Origin of the sequence: Vibrio sp. PID23_8 (assembly GCF_003584965.1) — a bacterium.
Taxonomy (GTDB): Bacteria; Pseudomonadota; Gammaproteobacteria; order Enterobacterales; family Vibrionaceae; genus Vibrio.
In genome coordinates, this window is record NZ_LIXE01000003.1 from 87,481 (window position 1) to 106,621 (window position 19,141).

Here is a 19,141-nt window from a genome sequence, read left to right on the forward strand (position 1 = left end):
TGTCAATCTTTGTATGGAAGCGCAAGCATGCTAGCGCTAGAATCGACTATCAAAATTTTTTAAATTGAGAATCCTAGCCAATGAATGAAAAATTTATGCTGCGTGCGTTGGAAGTATCACGTAATGCGCTTCCTGCTTGTCAACCAAATCCACCCGTCGGCTGCGTACTTGTCAAAGATGGTCAAATCGTATCAGAAGGGCATACGCAAGCCATTGGCGGTAACCATGCAGAAGTCGAAGCACTAAATGCTTATGTTGGTGATATGAGTGAAGTGACGGCGTATGTGACATTGGAGCCGTGCTCATTTGTTGGTCGTACGCCAGCTTGTGCTAAAACCTTGGTCACTTACGGAATTAAAAAAGTGGTCGTAGCGATGCTGGATCCAGATCCTCGTAACGCTGGTCGTGGTATCGATATCCTCCAAGAAGGAGGTGTTGAGGTGGAAGTCGGCTTGTGTGTTGAAGAGGTGAGCGCATTTTTAACCCCTTACTTAGGAAAATCCTGAGTTGTTTTGACACACTTCTCGTCATTATAAGGTCAATTCTCACGAAAACATGCATTGACGCTCAAATCCGGTGTTCTGAGTCGTTAAAGATCAAACTGTTAGCTAAAATAGTCTCATCTCCTGTTTTATGTGAACAAAATGAAGAGCACCGACTTAAACCTCATCCCGATTTTTGTGGCGATTTACGAAGAGCAGAACCTATCTAAGGCGGCTGCTCGTCTTGATATTAGCCAGCCAGCTGTGAGCAAAGCACTTGCTCGTTTGCGTGATATCTATGACGAACCACTGTTTCACCGCAGCACATCGGGCGTAGAGCCAACCAGTTTTGCCATAGATATCTATCCGGCGATGGTCGCAGCACTGAAAAACTTCACGTCTACTTTATCCGCTTCTAGTAGCTTCGATCCTAAAGTGTCTAATCGTATTTTTTCGATTGCTTGCGTCTCGCTGGCGAGCTATGAGTTTATGCCTCAACTTCTGCGTCGAATCCGCAAGATAGCACCAAATATTGGGTTGGAAGTACACCCCTTATTTACCGAAGATTATGAAAGTGATCTGCGTTTGCAAAGGTACGACTTGATCATTGATATGGCACCGCGAGGACGAACGGTATTGAAAGTGGAACCAGTGTTTTCTGAGCGTCTTATGGTGGTGTGCAGTGCGGACCATCCTCGCATTCATGACACCTGTTCTGTCGAGCAATTCTTGGCAGAAGAGCATGTGGTAGTCTCGCGTTGGCATGCACGTAAGAGCCTGATGAGTGAAGAAGATATCGAAGATCTAGCGAAACGTAACATCGTTTATCGAGCGTCCGGGGCGATGGAAATGTTACCTGTGATACACGATAGTGACTATATCGCCATGCTACCATTTTCCACCATCAAGCACTTCTCTAAAACGTATAATATTAAAGCGGTGCCGCTTCCTTTCAGTGACAAAATTCATGATCTTTGCGCGATTTGGCACTCTAGCCGTCACAATGAAAGTGCTCATCAATGGTTAAGAACGCAAATCAAGCTAGTAGGTAAAGCGATTAATTAAACGGGAGCCGGTATGAAGACAATACGCACTATTCAAGACGGTAAGAAAGCGGGAGTATACTCAGGCAAGTTGGTTGGAAATTAATTTCCCCAAAACATTGCTGTTGAATCTAGATGGTGAACCGTATCGTTCCAATAAGATCCGCTTTGAGGTTCAACCAAAGCGCATACGTTTGTTTCTTCCTCCAAACTGCTCTTGCTTAGCGGTACATTAACCTCATACAGAAAAGCCACCAAATATGTGGTGGCTTTTGTTTAATAGATATCTCTATTACAGTTTTTGAACGGTATCAGCATCGATTTGTGATGTTGTCCACTCTGAATCGACTTCACCACGGATGACGACTTTATCTTGTGGGGAGACTTCTTGCCCCTTCCAGTCTTCGTTGTCGATTTCAACTTCGATTGCACCAGTATCATCTTTAAACAGGTAAGTTTCGTTACCCAAGGATTGCACAATATTGCCTGTCAAAAGAACAAAACTATCATCTGACGCGTTTTGTGCTTCTTTCACTGAGCTAATTGCAGCGGTTTCTGGGCCATTAAAAGCGGCCAATGCTGAGCCTGAAAGTAGGGTAAGCATGGACGCAAGAATCAGTTTGTTCAAGCTTGCTGCTAGGGCTGATTTGTTCATTTAATTATTACCTCTTGGAGTTGATGAGAGGCATTTTGAGCGTAGAGCCGTGAAGCAATCGTGAAAAATCGAGGACAAATTGAGAAAACTAATAAAAACTCCCCGTGTTGGGGAGCTTTAATAGCCTGAATTTTAGTGGGTTGACTGAACGATTTCTCTTAGTACATCCCCGGTTGCTCCGCTTGGTTGGGTGATACCGAGCTTGTTGGATAGTGTAGGAGCGATGTCGTATGGAGTAATAGGGCGAGCGGTTTTCTTCGCTTTAATATCAAACCCAGCAAAGAGTACAGGCACATGCGTGTCGTAACGCCATGGTGAGCCATGAGTTGAAGCTATGGTAAGCCCATCCATATCATTGATATATGAACGAGGCCCAAAGATCACATAGACATCCCCGGAACGCTGAGGGTGATAGTTGTTTTCAACCAATTTCATTACACGAGTGTTTTGAATGCGGTTATGTTGAACATCAGCACTTGTTACCGCATAAGCTACCCCTTCTACTTTTGACACTTCATCAGCAATTACCGATTGTACGGCATCGAGGTCGATCTTTTTCTCTGCGATGAGTTCATGGTTGAGATAGATATAAGGCTGAGCGTAGAGGCGAATTACTTCTTTATCCAAACCAAACTCGGTTTTTAGTCTTTGTTCTAAGCCTTGGGATAGCAGTGTATTTACATCGAAGTATTTTGCTTGTCGTAAACCAAGTTTGTTGGCTACGGGAGAGGCTTCTGGAACACCATGGTCTGCCGAAAGCACAATCAGAGTGTTCTCTAAACCAACCTCCTGATCGACAGACTTAAATAAATTGGCTAACGTTTTGTCCAAACGAATCAAGTTGTCTTCGGTTTCTAAGCTATTTGAGCCGTACATGTGGATAACATAGTCATTTGAAGAGAAGCTCACTGCCAGATAATCGGTGAATTTGCCTTTGCCTAGCTGTTCTTGTTTAAGTAAGGTTTGAGCGAAGTCTGCAGTGATTTCGTCGCCTGCCGGGCTGAGTGTTAACATGGTCGAATAGTACTTAAAGCTCGACGGACCATACGGGTGGGGGAAAGTTCGAGCGAAACCAGCAAGATCAACTTTATAGTCTTCACCAATCTCTTTCAAAGTGTATTGCTCACGAGGAAGTGATAGCTCCCAGCGCTGTCCGGAGTATTGATTCGGAATCTTTTTTTCGTTCCAGCGCATCACCCAGTTTGGATATTTATCGTAATAGTAATCACTTGTGGCAAATTCTGAAGTCGCTTTAGAGAACCAAAATGCCTTACCGGAATGACCACCAAGAGAGATCGCACCACGATCTTTTACTGAAACTGAGAAGATTTTCGATTTACCATTGCTGGCCATTGCCAGTTCATCACTAAATGTCGTGGTGAGAATGGGGGCAGGTGAACGCCCATCCTTTTGTGCCGTTTTTTGTGTTGGGTCTATTTCGGTCGATTTATCTACCCCTGCACCACTGGTCAACATGGTGTAGTTTTCATCTTCTACGTTATAAACCAAGCGTTCTTTTGCTCTGTCATACCAAACATTTCCTACCATACCATGTACAGCTGGCGGGGCGCCTGTTGCCAGGGAAACATGTCCAACAATCGTTTCGGTATTTCCATGCTGGTAGTTGGCATTGGTATAGTAGACCCCTTGTTCCATGAGGTATCGAAATCCATCATCACCAAAATTATGTTTATAGCGTTCGAGCAGATCTGCGCGCAATCCGTCAACGGTGATTTGAAGAATAAGGTTCGGTTTAGATTGCTCTGCAGCAAAAGAAACCGGTGTAACCAAGCATAAAAGTGTGGCACTTGCTAGCCAGACTGACTTCATATTTCATCCTTCTTATTTTTGGTTCGGGATAAGAACTGGTTATTGCGAATCTTTGGCGAGTCGAAGCCCCATGTCCGACATAATTATAGACTGGCTGGCGAAGTCTCGACGGAAATTCTCTGATTCATCAGAGTGATAGGCAAAACTGCCGCCTCGAACTGACTTGTGCGCCAAACCTGTTTTTTCATCTTTTGCGTTATTTGGGTTATCGGTTGGACCGAAGCGGTAGAAGGTGTCGTCGTAAGCGTCGATAACGAACTCACCGACGTTACCCGTCATGTCATAAAGACCAAGTTCGTTAGGTTGCTTTTGACCCACAGGGTGCGCTTGGTTCTTTGAGTTGTCGGCGTACCAAGCAACATCAGCAATGTTGTTTGAGCCTGCGTAAGTAAAACCTTGGCTCTTATTTCCGCCTTTTGCAGCAAACTCCCATTCAGCTTCTGTTGGTAAGCGGTAGCGCTCACCAGTAAGTTCGTTCAACTTCTCGACGAAGTAGTTCGCCTGTTGCCAACTCAAGTTATTAACCGGAATGTCTGCGCCTTGGAAATAACTCATCGAAGAGCCCATGACCGATTCAAACAACGCTTGAGTGACTTCAAATTTGGAGATGTAGAAGCCGTTTACGGTGACTTCGCGTGCCGGAGTTTCTGCCTTCTTGGCGGAGTCGCTGTTTGATCCCATGATAAATGAACCGCCTTCAACCAACACCATGTCTTGATTAATATCGAGCGCGATAGGGTGAGGTGATTGAGTCGCACAACCACTCATTAATACACTGAATGATAGAATGGAAAGTGCAGATAACGATTTGCTTTTAAATGATTTCATCAATAGTTTCTCGCCAAAAAAGTCACGGAATAGATTAGCAAAGATCGTTATGAAAAAAGGTTATAAATGGTATAACAAGCCACAGTCATTAATGAGATTTATGATTGAGTAATCAAGATGGGAATGGCACTACTATAGTCAGATTCAGCGAAATTCTACTCACGAAAAGGTGACTTATGCATATTACTCAAGGTCCTCAATTCAATGGTAAAGCGTCTAAGCGTTTACATGTCATGGCAAAGCCTATCGGGGCGGCATGTAACATTGATTGCACTTACTGCTACTACCTCAGCAAACAGGATTTACTTGAGTACAAAAAAGGCTGCACGCCAGTGATGGATGAAGAAACACTGGAAACCTACATTCGTCAGTACATTGAAGGGCAGAATACACCGGAAATCATCTTCTCATGGCAGGGAGGTGAACCAACAATGTTGGGTTTGGAGTACTTTCAGAAAATTGTCGAATTTCAAACCAAGTACAAGCCTGAAGGCGTGATCATTTCTAACGACTTACAAACCAATGGTACATTGCTTAATGACGATTGGTGTGCATTTCTCAAAGCGAACAATTTCTTAGTCGGGCTGAGTATCGACGGGCCAGAAATGATGCACAATGCCTACCGAACCAACCGCGCAGGTCGTGGAACGTTTAACCAAGTGATGAAGGCTGTTGAGTTGCTACACAAGCATGAAGTGAAGTTCGCAACACTGACCTGTATAAACAACCTGACCAGCCGTAATCCACTTGAGGTGTACCGATTCCTGCGTGATGAAGTGCGATCACCACAAATGCAGTTTATTCCCATTGTGGAACAGAAAACTTTCCGCACGACTGCGCCGCAAACATGGCAACCACAAGAGCAGTTAAAGCAGGGGGACAAGCGCCTGACCCCCGGGCATAAAGATTCAGTCGTTGAGCCTTGGTGCGTGGCTGATGAGGCATGGGGTAACTTCCTTATCGCGATTTTTGATGAGTGGATTCAGCACGATATTGGCAAAGTCTTTGTTCAATATTTTGAAGCGAGCGTAGAAACTTGGATGGGGCGAAAGAACCCGCTTTGTACGCTAGGCGAGATTTGCGGGAAGGGCTTGGCAATGGAGCCAAATGGCGATGTATTTGCCTGTGACCACTACGTTTACCCTGAATACAAGATTGGCAATATTCATCATGAAAAGCTTGATGACTTAGCGTATAGCCCAGAGCAGCAAAAGTTTGGTTTTGCAAAAACGCGCACTCTGACCAAGCAGTGTCAACAATGCGAATATCAGTTCGCTTGTTACGGCGAGTGTCCGAAAAACCGTTTTATTCGCACTAAAGATGGCGAGCCGGGTTTGAACTATTTGTGCGCAGGTTGGAAAAAGTTCTTCTCTCATGCTGATAAGGCAATGGCATACATTCTTCGTGTAACGGGTAACCCCGTCGCACATGGCAAATACAGTGATGCGGTGTTACGCCAGCAAGCGGCGAAGCGTCCTGTGTTCGACACTAAATTTTAAGGGGATTGATATGACATTCTCAAAAACGTTATTGGCAATCGCATTCGGATTAACCGTAAGCAATTCTGTTGTGGCGCAAGACCAAGTTTCTGACGCAAGTGTGGCTAATGATCAGGAAGTGAATTCTGCTCAGATGTCGCCACAACAAGTGGTTGCAAAGCTGTCTTATCAAGCCCAAGACATCAAACAACCAACAGAAAATCGTATTCAAGCCCTGCATGAATTAGCTAACTATCCAAGCCAAAATGCGTTGGTGGCTGTAGCGCGGAGTCTTCAAGATCAAGATCCTGCGATTCGTAAAGCGGCTGTTGTGGGTGCTGAACCGTACAACATTGAGCACCGTTGGCGCATGATTGAGCCGCTTTTAAGTGATTCTGAGCCCATGGTTCGTATCACCGCGGCAACTAATTTGGTGAGAGATTTTTCTAATGTGAGCAGCAAGCAACAACAAGCATTAGCAGCGCCTATCTCTGAGCTGATCAGTTTTCTACAAGCCAAGCAAGATAATGACTCGAAACTGCTGTTGGCGGATGTATACCGTTGGCACTATGAGTGGGAAAAGGCCGATAAGCTATACCAAGCTTTGATCACTCAAGCACCAGATAACCTGCAAATTTGGTTGAGTTTAGCGGACAACTACCGAGCGCAGCAACGCGACGCTGAAGCCGTAAATACGTTAGATACGGCAATAAAACTGCATCCGGATAACGCTTCTCTGCATTACTCGAAAGCACTGACGCTTGTGCGTTTGGATGACAAGGAGAACGCTGCATCAGAAATCGAGAAAGCAGCCAACATGGCGAAAGACAACAGCTACTTCTGGTATCTCAATGGTGTACTGCAAGAAGACTACAACTTAGGCAAATCAGTGAAGTCATTTGAGCAAGCGTATTTGATTTCTGGCGCGCCAGAGCAGCTCTACGCGGTGTGTGATATCTACGTTCGTTACGATAACCTAAAAACGGATGAGTGCTTGGACGAGTTAAAGAAAGTCGCACCAAGCTACGTGATTGATCAACTTAAAGAGAAGAAAGGGCAGAAGAACGCCAAAGTGAGCAGCTAAGACTATTTCGATGCTCGTTCTAAATCTTGTGCCGTTACATAACACACTGAAAACGGCACATTGAGGCGATTGAACTCCTTGATCCAACGCCATTGGTTATCTTGAAGTTTATCGCCCGGACCTTTCACTTCTATCCATTCAAACTTCCCATCTTTAAATGCAATTAAGTCCGGCATGCCGTTTCGGTAGAGTTTCAGGTCGCTTAACTGCACGTTAAACAGCTCGACCAACAGTTTATTAGGGATGTGTTTAAGTGCTAGGGTTAATAACTCTTCACTGACGTGCGTCCAGCTGACGAAGGGATTACTGATCCCAACCTTGTTTCTGTAGGTATCAAACAACGCCTGCGTGTTGCCTTGTTGAACTTGCTCAAGAATGTTACCGATAAGTTGCTTTCTCTTATCGGTAAAATCTGCGTGATACAAATCCAAAGGTCGATGTTGATAAGCGTTGATGAATGCGCCTTCTATTGGTGCAAATATCGCATCCCACAAGGTTAAGCCCAACAAGCTGTTGAGTAGGGTATTCTCGGAGTAGAAAACGGTCCAACCTAAACTTTCGAAATGTACTTTGGTTGCTAGTTCGACACGTTGCTGGGATAGATCCAACTCGATGTGATATTCACGGCACTTAGGTTTAGTTGCTCTTGGGGCTTTTAAGCCTTGTTTACGCTTTAAGCGTTGTTCGAGCTTTTGTGCCACTTCAAGCTCGGAGGCATCAAGAGGGTAAACTAGCATATCAGTGACAATGTCACTAAATAAATTGTTTTGTTCTAGCTTGTCGTAGATGCGAGCACGACGTTCTCGGCTTGGGGCGAGTGTCGTTGTCTTAAACAATGAAATCGCAGTCTCAAGCTCGTTTAAGCGTTCGTAATCTCGAGCAATGTCGTTAATCATGTGCTCACGTTTACGGTCAACGTAATCATGCTCAACGCGCTCTGGCATTTCTGTGATAAGCATATCGAGGTTGGCTTTTTGCTTTCTATCGCACTGCCAATAGAGATTGGAGAGCTGGCCGAGCGCGATAAGGCGATCGATTTGCTCTCTGCTCTCAAAGAATCGACGGGCTTTACTTAACTGGTATTGTTCGAACTGGTGTAAGCCTAAATCGTCTAGTACAAATTGGCTGAGGTCTTGATGGGTATTGGCGAAAAACAGCGTCAGCAAAACATCAATCATGTGTGACGAGTTAAGTTGAATCACCGTGAAATCCAGAGCCTCAAATTGATCAAAACTCTCTTCACTTAAGCACGCCACTAATGCCTCTTTCTTGAGGGATTTAGGGTGCTGAGGGTAGAGCATTACGATCTCTGGCTTGGTTAGTAGATTTGCAGCTAATTCTTGTATTGTTAGGTCAGGGGAGGGCGACACAAAATCATGAGCTGCCAATTCATCTAAAGCAGACTGGATATTTTCGATTTCTTGATAGTTTAGTTTGTCGCTACGAAACCAACACCCTTTACGGCTGTATAAACGAACCAGAAGACACTGAGCAGATTTGCTTAATTGCTCAAAGGCTGACAACCACTGATGCTCGTCTGAAGTCAATAAATCGCCGTACCATTGCGTTGCGTGTTGGATGAGTTTGAAGAAGTTATCTAAATAATAATCAGGAGCGAGCTCGACACTGTTTTCCATAACCGACCGACATAAAAAAAGGCTTAACCCTTAGGTTAAGCCTTTTTCGAATCAATTTCTGCAACTCTATTAAGGTCTGCAGAACTTTTAAGCTGATTATGCGTTTTTCAGCTGTGCTACTTTCGCTTCAGTCAGTGGCTTAGTGATGAACGCTAGCACGATACACACCGCCATCATTACTGCTGAGATAGTGTAAGCAAGACTGTAGCCGTCACCGTTAGTCATTGAGAAACCAACAACAGCAGCACCGATTGCACCACCGATACCCCATGCTGTGTATAGCACGCCGTAGTTAGTACCGTAGTTCTTCAGACCGTAGAACTCAGCTGTTAGAGTAGGGAATACCGCTAGAAGCGTACCGTAACCTACTGCTGCGATTGCTGTACCGATGATCAGCGTGAACTCAGTTTGGAACGTTGCGAACAGAACCATGTTGATGCCCTGTAGAACGAACGCTAGAAGAAGAGTACGTACGCCACCGATCTTGTCTGCAAGCATACCTGCTGCTACACGACCGCCAGAGTTAAATACCGCAAGGATAGACGCTAGGTAAACCGCGTTTGGTAGGTTCGCTTGAACACTTGCGATAGTCGTGATGTTACCGATGATCATTAGACCAACAGAAGCTGCGAACGCGTACATGATCCATAGAGAGTAGAACTGTGGCGTTTTAAGCATTGCTTTCCAAGTTAGGTCGTCAGACTTTTTCACAACCTTAGGCGCTTGGCCTTCTTTTACTTTAGGTTCAGCTGGCGTGTAATCTGCTGGTGGGTTGTTGATCGTTGCTGCTAGAGGAACAGCGATAGCAAGGATACCAACACCAAGAACTAGGAAGCTTGTTTGGATGCCCATACCGTCGATCAGTGCAGAAGTCAAAGGCGCAAGGTAGATAGCTGCAAGGCCGAAACCTGCTGCGATGATGCCGTTAACCATACCTTTCTTAGATGCGTGGAACCACTTCATTGCAGAAGGAGAAAGACACGCGTAACCAAAACCGATACCTGCACCAGTAATCACACCGAAAGTGATGTTCAGCATTAGTGGTGAGTTAACAAAACTAGACGCGATCATGCCTAGACCTGTTAGAACAGTACCTAGGATAAGGATCAAGCGTGGACCCATACGGTCTTGAAGAATACCTGCAACAAGAAGACAGATAGAGAAAGTGATAGTAGCAGTTGCGTAAGGTGCAGATGCTTCTGCCGCGCTCCAGCCTGACTCAGTCACTAGTGCTTTGTTGAATACACTCCAAGCATACAGGATGCCAAGACAAAGGTTGATACAGAATCCTGCTAACAGGATGCGCATAGCTTTATCAATCTTGCTCATTTTTGTTCTCAGTAATACCTCTTGGCAGACAGCAAAGAGGGGTTGGTTTAAAGATAGGGTTAATCAAAATAAGTTTGCGTTTTTCAACACATAACGCAATGAGCGCGGATTATAACCAATAAATGTGTGATTGGAATCTCTTTTTACCCTGTTAAATAAAAATAATTTGAAACATTAAAAATGTTTGTTATGAGTGGGTTTTATGTATGAAGAAAATGTTAAATCGGCGTAAAGGTGCTTTGGTTTGGTAGTGAGATCCTAAGTGAAACAAGGTTGGTAGCTGACTGTGAATGTTTGGCTCACAGTTTAAGCAAAAAGTGTCAAAACATTTAAGTGTTAATGCCGTGTAATAAAAGTGGCAAAAATAGAGACTGTTTTTTGTAAATGCAGGATCTAAAGAGTTTATAAACAGGATAATGTTAACCGGTTGTAATAATTCAATTTTAAAGCCAACAGCGGCTCATCTTCGGTGACAGATTGATAAGATTTTCTTTAGATCAGCTGTCACCGATTTGTAGTTCTTCCAAGGGACGTATTTCACCGAGTTTCGCACCATATGTACGATGCAGAGTTGTATTTGAGTCTCGAGGGTTCATTAATAAAAGTTACACGTTATGCATAGCGACGAACTAAGAGCTCCCAACTGCGTTGTTGGCGTTCAAACTCTTCCTTAATCTGCTCGTATTTCAGCTTAGAAACGGAATGTTCGTATTTCTTGACTACTGTAGCAGCCTTCTCCCCAAACACTTCTTTACGAACTTCGTAGTACTCTTGCATGTGATGCACCAGGGCATCAAATTCACACTGTAATTGATCGCGAATCGACTGACTATTTGGCTTAGCTTCTAGCTTTTCATTCGCTTTCTTTAATAATTGCGTAGCCCGCGCTTTTTCGATTCGGAATGTCGAAGTAGTACGGAGCTTTGACGTAAGTCCTAACCACGAGCAGGATTTGATCAGCCATTTCGTCGGGTCGTAATGCCACCAGTACACGCCGTTACGGTAATCATTCTCGAAGATATGATGGAAATTATGGTAGCCCTCACCAAAGGTGAAGAAGGCTAAAATGCCGTTATCACGAGCGGTGTTTTTATCGGTAAAGGTTTGTTTGCCCCAAACATGTGCGAACGAGTTAATAAAGAAGGTTGTGTGATGGCTCAGAAAAAGACGAGCGGCACCGACGATCAAAAACATGCCTAAAATGTCACCGTAGATAAGGCCAAGCACCAAAGGGAATCCAATATTGGTCGCGATGGCCAAAGGAACATAATACTTGTGCTGCCATGTCACGATCTTGTCGCGTTTTAAGTCGCGGCAGTTTGTGTATTCGTTTTCTTTTGATTTGTTGTAGTCACGAAGCATCCAACCGATGTGAGAAAACCAGATCCCACGTTTTGCTGAATAAGGGTCTTTATCATTATTGTCGACATGCTTGTGATGTACGCGGTGATCAGAAGACCAATGTATTGCGCTGTTTTGTAGTGAAAATGCGCCGCCAATGGCAAATATGAAACGTAAAATCGGATGTGCTTCATATGCTTTATGGCTCCATAAGCGATGATAACCGGCAGTAATGGATAAATTGGTAAAGCTAAACGCAATAATTCCCCAAATGAGGTGAGTCCAACCCAGCCCAAAATGGTATGCGTACCACGGGAGAATTGTAAAGGAGAGAAAGAAACTGGCAGAAAAGATGAATACATTCAACCAAATGAGTGGTGGTTTGTTTTTTTTCACAGTGTGCATCCGACTTTGAGCTAACAACTGTTCGCCAGAATATCAGCGTACACTTGTAAGTCAAAGTAAAGTTAACATGTGGTTACATTTCTTGTGAGGTCAAACTAGCATTGTGGTTGGGATATTTTGCTTTTAAATGAATTATGAGTAGTATTAAAAGGTGAGTTGTTGCTATGAGCACATAATATCTACCAATAATTAATCGATAAGCTGGTTAAATATGTCATAGCAGAGTGTAAAGGCAAGAAAAGTAAGAATATAGGAATACGTAATGGAGTTACGATTAGCGGAATATAAGGATTATGAACGCATTGCTCATCTTCACGTGCAGAGTTGGAAGTGTCATTATCGTGGGATTCTAAGTGACGGCTATCTTGAAAGCGAAGCTATCGATGATAAATTACTGATTTGGCAAACTCGGTTGACTAATCCACCCTTTAATCAGCACATTGTATTAGCTGAAGAAGGAGGCCTGCTTCTAGGTTTTGTTTGTGTGTTTGGGAATCACGATTTCGAACGCGGCAGTTTTATTGAAGCATTACATGTTGATGACAGCTATCGTGGACGAGGTATTGGTACACAATTGTTACTAGCCGTAGCAGAGTGGCAGCAGCAGTACTTTAAGGATAGTGGACTGTACCTTGAAGTCGTGTCTCAAAATGAACAAGCAGTTGAATTTTACCAGCATATCGGTGGCCAAGAAGGCCAAGAACGTAGTTGGAAAGCACCAGGTGGAAATGAAGTGTTGGAGAAAGTCTTCCGTTGGTCGAATGCACAATCGTTAGTTAGTAGTATCGAAAGGCATGTCATCTATTCATAGAAACTGTACGTGGCGACAAACAAAAAAAGCGCGAAGTTTCGCGCTTTTTTACAATTGATAGAATCAAATTATCGTTTGTTACGTAGATAACGTTTACGACGTTCCTCTTTACGTTTGGCTTTTTCTTCTTCTTTACGAGCCGTTTCGATTTCAACTTCGATCAGTTCTTGAGTAATCATCTCAGGCCGTTCTAGCGTGATTTGCCCAAGAGTACCTTGACGCAGTTCGTGTAACAGGATCTCAGATACTTTATGAAGATCCACTCGACCACCCGCACGAAGTGCACCACGGCGGCGACCAATTTCTTCCATAATTTCAATATCAGACTCAGGTAATTCGTCGATTTGATAGCGTTCTTTAAGTTTCTCTGGATAGTGAGCTGCTAGGTATTCGATCGTGTAGAACGCAACCTCATCGTATTCCATTGCCGTATCTTTTACAGCCCCAGTCGCAGCTAGTCGGAAGCCACTGTGTGGATTTTCTACTTTAGGCCATAAAATTCCAGGTGTGTCAGAAAGCACAATCCCGTTTTGTAGATTGATGCGCTGCTGGCGACGTGTGACGGCTGGTTGGTTCCCTGTGATTGCAATAGTGCGACCTGCTAGCGTGTTGATGATAGTCGACTTACCCACATTTGGAATGCCCATAATCATGGTGCGTATGTTCTTACCAACCTCTTCGCGGTGTGGCGCGAGCTTACGGCAAAGCTCCATGATTTTGTGTACTTCACTCGTTTCATTTGTCGTGATAGCCATCGCTTTCACATTTTGTTCTTTTTCTAAGTGGTCAATCCACAATTGAGTCAACTCAGGATCTGCAAGATCACGTTTATTCAGTACTTTTACGACTGGTTTATCACCACGTAGTTTCGAAATCATAGGGTTTTCGCTACTGAATGGAATACGTGCATCAAGTACCTCGATGATCACATCAATTTGCGGGATCGCTTCGGCAATCTCCTTTTGTGCCTTATGCATGTGACCAGGGAACCATTGAATGTTGTTGTTAACCATTTGAAAATTATGCCTTTTAATTTATGGTTAGACTGGTGGGGTATCAGGTAGGGTACCAAGTCTCAAAATTAGTTTTTTGGGGGTACCAAAGGAACTGTTCAACTTTCCCATAGCCGCATCAGCCATTAATGTGATAATGATAACATTTACTAGTAAATGCGAATAGTAGAAACGAGATCGTTAGAAAGTAGTAGGTGTTGCCTGATTTGGTAAGGGACTCCGCCTCCTGAAGGAAAGTCAATATATAAATTACGTCAAAATCGTTATTCGTTCGAGCGTGATCGCAAAACGGTAAGCAAATTACTTTTCAGGTAAGTAGGCTCGCTAGGGTATTGAATAAATAAAGCCAACTAGAGCCAAGCTTTATTCGTTTGGCATTCAGTATTGTTGATTGCGGGTGAACCTCATGAGATTTATAAAATTGGAAGAAGTAAAAGAAAAAACCGGATTAAGTCGCTCGGCTATCTACAGAAAAATGAACGATGACACTTTCCCTAAGTCAGTCTAGGTGACCGTGCGGTTGCCTGGTTAGAAAGTGAAGTAGATGATTGGATGGAAAGTCTTGTACTAAAGCGAAAAGCAGGAGAGGAGCGATATCCTCAGGGTTGATGATGAGATTGTTGTGAATTGGTTGACGAGAGCACAGTAACATTAATGCTGCACAGTGCATGTCGATGATAGAGATCTGTTGTGGAATGATTTTCTTGCCTCCCTTTAACGGAGGAGGGTAAACAGAAAGACGCGTAAGTTGATATTTGCCTAGTTATTTCATCACCATCTATTAGAGTGCGTTGGGAATGCCAAGCCGTGTACATCCGTCCTAACATCAACACGAGGCGCCAAACCAAGCAAGCCGACGAAAGCTATCTTACCCACGGTGAGCGCAAGCATTGGGTGTGTGAAACGTATTTCCAAGAAATGGGAGTGCGATGTCCAATGCAAGCCGGTGTCGCACACGGTAAAGCGCATTACCAATACATTGCCAACGCGCTTAATATCATCAAAGCGGAGACCCAAAAACGCGACTATGCCGTACGTTTGATGATTTCGAAGTTACTTGGGCATCATCGAGTGACTATTACCAATGCATATTTTGGCTAGAGGGGCTCTGTGAACGCACACACCAAAAAGCAAGTCCTGACGATCATGGCGCAGTACCACAAGCGCGGTATCTCTTATCGTAAAAAACAAGTCAAACGCTTGCTGATGATCTTGGATGATATTTTCAAGCATCAGCCCTATGTGGCAGAGCAGCTAAACGAGTAGGGCGACGACAAATTATCGGTTACTAGGAGCGCACGAAGCATGAGAGTGCACAGGTTCGCAAAGAGAAGTACGCCATCTTGAAGCGGTTTCTGGAGAAACAACGTCATTTTTCTTGGTCTCTATGAATAGACCTTTTATCTTCAAGGGCATGCACCCCGACAACACCATCAAACAATTCTTCGAACGACAGGGCACCTGCATCGTGTATCCTGGCTTAATTGCCACGGCGTTAATGGAGCTAGCCATTCTTATTACAAATTTCGTTTGCCTCGTCTCATCTGGTTTTATACCCACGTAATATTAAAATTAATGATTTATAAGCTCTTACCAATTTAAGCTATTTGTTGCTTAATGTTGCGTTTTTTTTGCTGGTTAAATATTGCACCTAGTTCGAAAAATTTTGTTATTTTGGTGTTTTATTTCTAGAGAGTTATTTTTATGTTTTTTATGTTTTTTATGTTTTTTATGTTTTTTATGTTTTTTATGTTTTTTATGTTTTTGTGTTAACTAGTTGAGAATGCAATGATTGTGCGCCATGCGTTGCGCCTTTATAAGTCTTTTATAACTTTTAATACCCTCTCTATTGTGATAATCTCCTGCCGTTTTTTTCGACCTCTATTCCAATGTTTTAGAAAGTTGAAGCCGCACGACTCTTGTTCCATTTGTACGTTTGGAAAAACGGAAGTGGAAGCCCGTTAGAGTAAACGTCCACAAAATGGATAAACAGATAGTAATGCCAATGCGTTTAATGAATAGCGCGGAAACAATCAACGGGCGGTAGCGTAGCTAAAACAGACATCTTCAGGTGTCGCTAATAATATTGCTTTAAATATGCGTTAAATGAATAGCGCGACAACAATCATCGGGCGGTAGCGTACCTAAATGAAACCAAAGAACACCATAAAGCGCGTATTATTTGTATTTTCTTTAATCACTACACTTAGCGCATGTGCAAGCAAACCGAGAGAAGTGGTTGCTGAACGTCCTTTAGTTGCTCAGTCTTTTGTAGATATTCCAGGCGAAAAAATCCCTGCGAAATATTGGGAGCAGTTAAACCAGGCGAATATCACGACCATTATGCATCCTCAATATCATCAAATTATCTTAGGTAAACCTTATATCTCTGCACTAGGAACGCAATGCAGAGAAATATACATTCAGTATGGGAAGCAAGGTCGTACGCAAGTTGCGTGCGCGGTTATTGATGGTTTGTCATCTAACGCAAATGAATGGCGCTTAATGCCCGTGTTAGAGAGTGGCGTTAAGACTATCGCTTTATAAGGTTAAAAGATGAACAACATTCGTTTACTTTCTGTATCACTAGCATTGCTGGCTTTCAAGGTTACGGCATCAGGCATAAGCTCGGGCTTATTAACAAACAGCAACTTTACCTCACAACCGTCGAAAAGTGTCATCGCGCCAAACCAAAGTTTGGAACAGGGTGAGTACTCTGTTGAAAACCGTCATGATGTGTTGTTACCAGGGGAAGTTGATGTCAAAAAGCTTTTACCATCCTCGGGCGATTCGCAAGTGCCACCTTATGGTGCGAATCTTTTTGCGGGCGGGTATGAGACAGAGCGAGTCGATGGTCTAAACGATAACTACCTCATTGCTCCAGGAGATAAAATCAATCTTTGGTTGTGGGGCGCGGTGAATTATTCCAATGTCATGACGGTCGATAATCAAGGTAATATCTTTGTGCCAGAGGTTGGGCCAATCCAAGTTGCCAATGTACAAGCAAGCCAAGTTAACGCATTGGTGACAAAAAAGATTAAGCAAGTGTACACACACAACGTCAATGTCTACGTCAACTTGTTAACCGCAACGCCGGTAAGTGTGTATTTAACAGGCCCAGTAATACGCCCAGGCCAATACGCAGGCATGGCGTCAGACTCCATTCTTTATTTCTTAAAGCGTGCCGGTGGTATCGATAGTGAACGTGGCAGTTATCGAGAAATACAAGTTCTGCGTAATCGCAAAGTGATCGCCAGCATCGATCTATACGATTTTATTCAACAAGGTCATTTGTCATCACCGAGTTTTAAAGATGGCGATGTGATTTTGGTTAAGCCACAAAAAGCGACGATTACCGTCACTGGCGGAGCAAGAAACCCATTTCGATTTGAGCTGGAACAGTCGATAGAAACAGGAAAACAACTGTCAGCGTATGCGAAACCATTGGCGAAAGTATCGCATGTTGGCATCGTAGGTAATCGTAGTCATGGTCCGTTCTCTTTATATATGGACTATCAAGCATTTCAAAACTTTGAGCTAAAAGATGGTGACAAAGTTTTGTTTAATGATGATCTGCATGCTCAGGTGATCGATGTGCAAGTGTCAGGCAGTTACCTTGGCCCATCCTACTTTGCCGTCAATAAGCGCACGCGTCTGCACGATTTACTCAGCAATATTGAAATAGATCCTCTCCTTGCCGATTATCAATCGATCTATTTGTTACGCCCAAGTGTGGCGAAAAAGCAAAAAGAGATGATTGATGAGTCATTAAATCGCTTAGAACGCAGCATCTTTACTGCACCAGCATCGTCGGATGGTGAAGCCGCGATACGCGCGAAAGAAGCGGAAATGGTGATGTTGTTTACCGAACGTGCTCGCAAAATCCAGCCTCTTGGCAAAGTCATCGTTGCCGATCAAGGTGCGATCGCGAATATCCTTTTGGAACAGGGCGACACCATTGTGATCCCGAGCAAGACGGACTTAATTCAAGTCGGCGGAGAAGTGTTGATGCCTCAAGCTGTGGTTTTCAACCCAGAAGCCACACTGGATGATTACATTGCTTGGGCTGGTGGCTTTACAGATCGAGCAGAAGACAACCGAATTGCGATTGTTCGTGCGAATGGTTTGGTGGAATTTGAAAGCGACACGCCAATTCAACAAGGCGATCAAATTCTAGTATTGCCGAAAGTCGATACTAAGACCATGCAAGCGGTGAAAGACATCACGCAAATCATTTATCAGATTGCGGTTGCTGCGAACGTTGCGATTAAATAACCATCATGGCAAAAGTAATCAAACGTAGCGTATTACAGGTATGGGCGGACGTGGTGTTCGCCATCTTCCTGCGGGAGATCAAAAGTACCTTTAGCGACAAATTTGGCCTGAGCTGGGCATTGATCTCACCGATGATCATGATCACCGTCATGGTGTTGATCCGTAACCCATTTGACGGTGGCAACACACACAGTATGCCAACCGTATTCTTTGTGGTTTATGGCGTAGTGTTAGTGCAGTTTTTCCTTGGGACACTAGAAAAAACCGCCACCGCCATCCAAAAAAATAAGCCCTTGTATGCGTTTAGACAAGTGCAACCAATCAGCTCTTTGATTGCAATCAGCGGGTTTGAACTGCTCAACAAGTTCGCACTGTTACTCTTACTTGCCGTGTTGGCTTATCTGCTTCAATTTGAGCCAAAGATTGCCGATCCGTTATCTGTGCTGACAACAATATTTAAAGTATGGCTATTGGCGTTATCACTAGGGACGTTATTTGCGCTGGCGAGTTGCTTTGTCCCTGAAGTCAATAAAGTGAAATCCATCTTAACCAAACCACTGTTTTTTATTTCAGGCATCTTTTTTAGCTTACAAGACATCCCACGAGAATACTGGCCGTACTTAGATTGGAACCCATTACTTCATGCGGTGGAACTGGCCCGTTACTACGCTTATCCCGCGTATGGCAAGGTTGGCGTGAGCGAATTCTACCTTGATATTGCCACCATAGGATTACTGACATTGGCCTTGTGTTGCTACCAAATCAGTTGGAAGCAAGCCATTAGCCGCTAAAAGGCATAAGGAGAAAGGGGCAAGGCACAAGTGTCGCTGCGCTCCTAAAGGTTAAAGAAAAAACAAAAGTAAGAGCAGAAGCAAAAGTAAAAAGAAAAGATAAAGCAGAAAACCACAGTTTAAGGCTCAAACTAAAGAT

General features: G+C 43.7%; 17 protein-coding genes and 3 pseudogenes. 12 read left to right on the plus strand and 8 right to left on the minus strand.

What is annotated here, in order from left to right; translation table 11 throughout:
• Window positions 1–80 precede the first annotated feature (80 nt).
• From AK966_RS06900 to AK966_RS20100, 3 genes and pseudogenes are all read left to right on the plus strand, one after another.
• Window positions 81–506 carry a bifunctional diaminohydroxyphosphoribosylaminopyrimidine deaminase/5-amino-6-(5-phosphoribosylamino)uracil reductase RibD gene (locus AK966_RS06900; protein ID WP_099077896.1) on the plus strand — a complete coding sequence of 142 codons (426 nt, stop codon included), beginning with the start codon at window positions 81–83 and terminating at the stop codon, window positions 504–506.
• Between the two features lie 138 nt (window positions 507–644).
• A complete protein-coding gene (locus AK966_RS06905) occupies window positions 645–1,547 on the plus strand; it encodes a LysR family transcriptional regulator (protein ID WP_119463787.1) in 903 nt (300 codons plus the stop codon).
• Window positions 1,548–1,599: 52 nt separating this feature from the next.
• Window positions 1,600–1,761, plus strand: a pseudogene (locus tag AK966_RS20100) (lipid kinase YegS); the annotation flags it as partial.
• 56 nt (window positions 1,762–1,817) lie between these two features.
• On the opposite strand, the gene AK966_RS06915 reads toward AK966_RS20100, so the two are convergent.
• The 3 genes from AK966_RS06915 to AK966_RS06925 form a co-directional block, all read right to left on the minus strand.
• A complete protein-coding gene (locus AK966_RS06915; protein ID WP_099077929.1) occupies window positions 1,818–2,153 on the minus strand; it encodes a YgiW/YdeI family stress tolerance OB fold protein in 336 nt (111 codons plus the stop codon).
• A 159-nt stretch (window positions 2,154–2,312) separates the two neighbouring features.
• Window positions 2,313–4,010 carry an alkaline phosphatase family protein gene (locus AK966_RS06920; protein ID WP_119463788.1) on the minus strand — a complete coding sequence of 566 codons (1,698 nt, stop codon included), beginning with the start codon at window positions 4,008–4,010 and terminating at the stop codon, window positions 2,313–2,315.
• A 39-nt stretch (window positions 4,011–4,049) separates the two neighbouring features.
• Window positions 4,050–4,838 (minus strand): SUMF1/EgtB/PvdO family nonheme iron enzyme, encoded by a 789-nt coding sequence (locus tag AK966_RS06925; RefSeq protein WP_119463789.1) that lies wholly within the window; start codon window positions 4,836–4,838, stop codon window positions 4,050–4,052.
• Between the two features lie 176 nt (window positions 4,839–5,014).
• On the opposite strand from AK966_RS06925, the gene AK966_RS06930 reads away from it, so the two are divergent.
• Window positions 5,015–6,337, plus strand: a complete 1,323-nt coding sequence (locus AK966_RS06930) for an anaerobic sulfatase maturase (RefSeq protein WP_099077892.1) — start codon at window positions 5,015–5,017, stop codon at window positions 6,335–6,337.
• A gap of 10 nt (window positions 6,338–6,347) precedes the next feature.
• On the plus strand, window positions 6,348–7,400 hold the full coding sequence (locus AK966_RS06935; RefSeq protein WP_099077891.1) for a tetratricopeptide repeat protein: 1,053 nt from the start codon (window positions 6,348–6,350) through the stop codon (window positions 7,398–7,400).
• A 2-nt stretch (window positions 7,401–7,402) separates the two neighbouring features.
• On the opposite strand, the gene AK966_RS06940 is transcribed toward AK966_RS06935, so the two are convergent.
• The 4 genes and pseudogenes from AK966_RS06940 to AK966_RS06955 all read right to left on the minus strand — a co-directional run bounded on the left by AK966_RS06940 (window position 7,403) and on the right by AK966_RS06955 (window position 12,103).
• The gene (locus tag AK966_RS06940) at window positions 7,403–9,037 is read right to left on the minus strand and encodes a VRR-NUC domain-containing protein (protein ID WP_119463790.1); all 1,635 of its coding nucleotides are present in this window, start codon (window positions 9,035–9,037) and stop codon (window positions 7,403–7,405) included.
• 96 nt (window positions 9,038–9,133) lie between these two features.
• On the minus strand, window positions 9,134–10,366 hold the full coding sequence (locus tag AK966_RS06945) for an OFA family MFS transporter (RefSeq protein ID WP_099077889.1): 1,233 nt from the start codon (window positions 10,364–10,366) through the stop codon (window positions 9,134–9,136).
• 441 nt (window positions 10,367–10,807) lie between these two features.
• Window positions 10,808–10,952 (minus strand): annotated as a pseudogene (locus AK966_RS06950) (transposase); the annotation flags it as partial.
• A gap of 26 nt (window positions 10,953–10,978) precedes the next feature.
• On the minus strand, window positions 10,979–12,103 hold the full coding sequence (locus AK966_RS06955; RefSeq protein ID WP_119463791.1) for a fatty acid desaturase: 1,125 nt from the start codon (window positions 12,101–12,103) through the stop codon (window positions 10,979–10,981).
• A gap of 271 nt (window positions 12,104–12,374) precedes the next feature.
• Here AK966_RS06955 and AK966_RS06960 point away from each other — a divergent pair, with 271 nt between their 5' ends.
• On the plus strand, window positions 12,375–12,923 hold the full coding sequence (locus AK966_RS06960) for a GNAT family N-acetyltransferase (protein WP_099077887.1): 549 nt from the start codon (window positions 12,375–12,377) through the stop codon (window positions 12,921–12,923).
• A 68-nt stretch (window positions 12,924–12,991) separates the two neighbouring features.
• On the opposite strand, the gene ylqF is transcribed toward AK966_RS06960, so the two are convergent.
• Complete coding sequence (gene ylqF, locus AK966_RS06965) at window positions 12,992–13,936, minus strand: ribosome biogenesis GTPase YlqF (RefSeq protein WP_119463792.1); 945 nt, start codon at window positions 13,934–13,936, stop codon at window positions 12,992–12,994.
• Between the two features lie 406 nt (window positions 13,937–14,342).
• Here ylqF and AK966_RS06970 point away from each other — a divergent pair.
• The 6 genes and pseudogenes from AK966_RS06970 (at window position 14,343) to AK966_RS06995 (ending at window position 19,002) form a co-directional block, all read left to right on the plus strand.
• A pseudogene (locus AK966_RS06970) lies at window positions 14,343–14,545 on the plus strand (AlpA family transcriptional regulator).
• Window positions 14,546–14,743: 198 nt separating this feature from the next.
• A complete protein-coding gene (locus AK966_RS06975; protein ID WP_259343742.1) occupies window positions 14,744–15,037 on the plus strand; it encodes a hypothetical protein in 294 nt (97 codons plus the stop codon).
• Window positions 15,038–15,046: 9 nt separating this feature from the next.
• On the plus strand, window positions 15,047–15,202 hold the full coding sequence (locus AK966_RS20105) for a hypothetical protein (protein ID WP_259343743.1): 156 nt from the start codon (window positions 15,047–15,049) through the stop codon (window positions 15,200–15,202).
• 882 nt (window positions 15,203–16,084) lie between these two features.
• The gene (locus AK966_RS06985) at window positions 16,085–16,483 is read left to right on the plus strand and encodes a hypothetical protein (RefSeq protein WP_119463793.1); all 399 of its coding nucleotides are present in this window, start codon (window positions 16,085–16,087) and stop codon (window positions 16,481–16,483) included.
• A 9-nt stretch (window positions 16,484–16,492) separates the two neighbouring features.
• Window positions 16,493–18,211 carry a polysaccharide biosynthesis/export family protein gene (locus tag AK966_RS06990; RefSeq protein ID WP_119463794.1) on the plus strand — a complete coding sequence of 573 codons (1,719 nt, stop codon included), beginning with the start codon at window positions 16,493–16,495 and terminating at the stop codon, window positions 18,209–18,211.
• Between the two features lie 5 nt (window positions 18,212–18,216).
• On the plus strand, window positions 18,217–19,002 hold the full coding sequence (locus AK966_RS06995; RefSeq protein WP_119463795.1) for an ABC transporter permease: 786 nt from the start codon (window positions 18,217–18,219) through the stop codon (window positions 19,000–19,002).
• Window positions 19,003–19,141 lie beyond the last annotated feature (139 nt).

Excerpts from the sequence above, each read along its gene's own strand:
- AK966_RS06900 (WP_099077896.1), top strand. The coding sequence starts at position 81 with ATGAATGAAAAATTTATGCTGCGTGCGTTGGAAGTATCACGTAATGCG.
- AK966_RS06905 (WP_119463787.1), top strand. The coding sequence starts at position 645 with ATGAAGAGCACCGACTTAAACCTCATCCCGATTTTTGTGGCGATTTAC.
- AK966_RS06920 (WP_119463788.1), bottom strand. The coding sequence starts at position 4,010 with ATGAAGTCAGTCTGGCTAGCAAGTGCCACACTTTTATGCTTGGTTACA.
- AK966_RS06925 (WP_119463789.1), bottom strand. The coding sequence starts at position 4,838 with ATGAAATCATTTAAAAGCAAATCGTTATCTGCACTTTCCATTCTATCA.
- AK966_RS06930 (WP_099077892.1), top strand. The coding sequence starts at position 5,015 with ATGCATATTACTCAAGGTCCTCAATTCAATGGTAAAGCGTCTAAGCGT.
- AK966_RS06935 (WP_099077891.1), top strand. The coding sequence starts at position 6,348 with ATGACATTCTCAAAAACGTTATTGGCAATCGCATTCGGATTAACCGTA.
- AK966_RS06940 (WP_119463790.1), bottom strand. The coding sequence starts at position 9,037 with ATGGAAAACAGTGTCGAGCTCGCTCCTGATTATTATTTAGATAACTTC.
- AK966_RS06945 (WP_099077889.1), bottom strand. The coding sequence starts at position 10,366 with ATGAGCAAGATTGATAAAGCTATGCGCATCCTGTTAGCAGGATTCTGT.
- AK966_RS06960 (WP_099077887.1), top strand. The coding sequence starts at position 12,375 with ATGGAGTTACGATTAGCGGAATATAAGGATTATGAACGCATTGCTCAT.
- ylqF (WP_119463792.1), bottom strand. The coding sequence starts at position 13,936 with ATGGTTAACAACAACATTCAATGGTTCCCTGGTCACATGCATAAGGCA.
- AK966_RS06985 (WP_119463793.1), top strand. The coding sequence starts at position 16,085 with ATGAAACCAAAGAACACCATAAAGCGCGTATTATTTGTATTTTCTTTA.
- AK966_RS06990 (WP_119463794.1), top strand. The coding sequence starts at position 16,493 with ATGAACAACATTCGTTTACTTTCTGTATCACTAGCATTGCTGGCTTTC.
- AK966_RS06995 (WP_119463795.1), top strand. The coding sequence starts at position 18,217 with ATGGCAAAAGTAATCAAACGTAGCGTATTACAGGTATGGGCGGACGTG.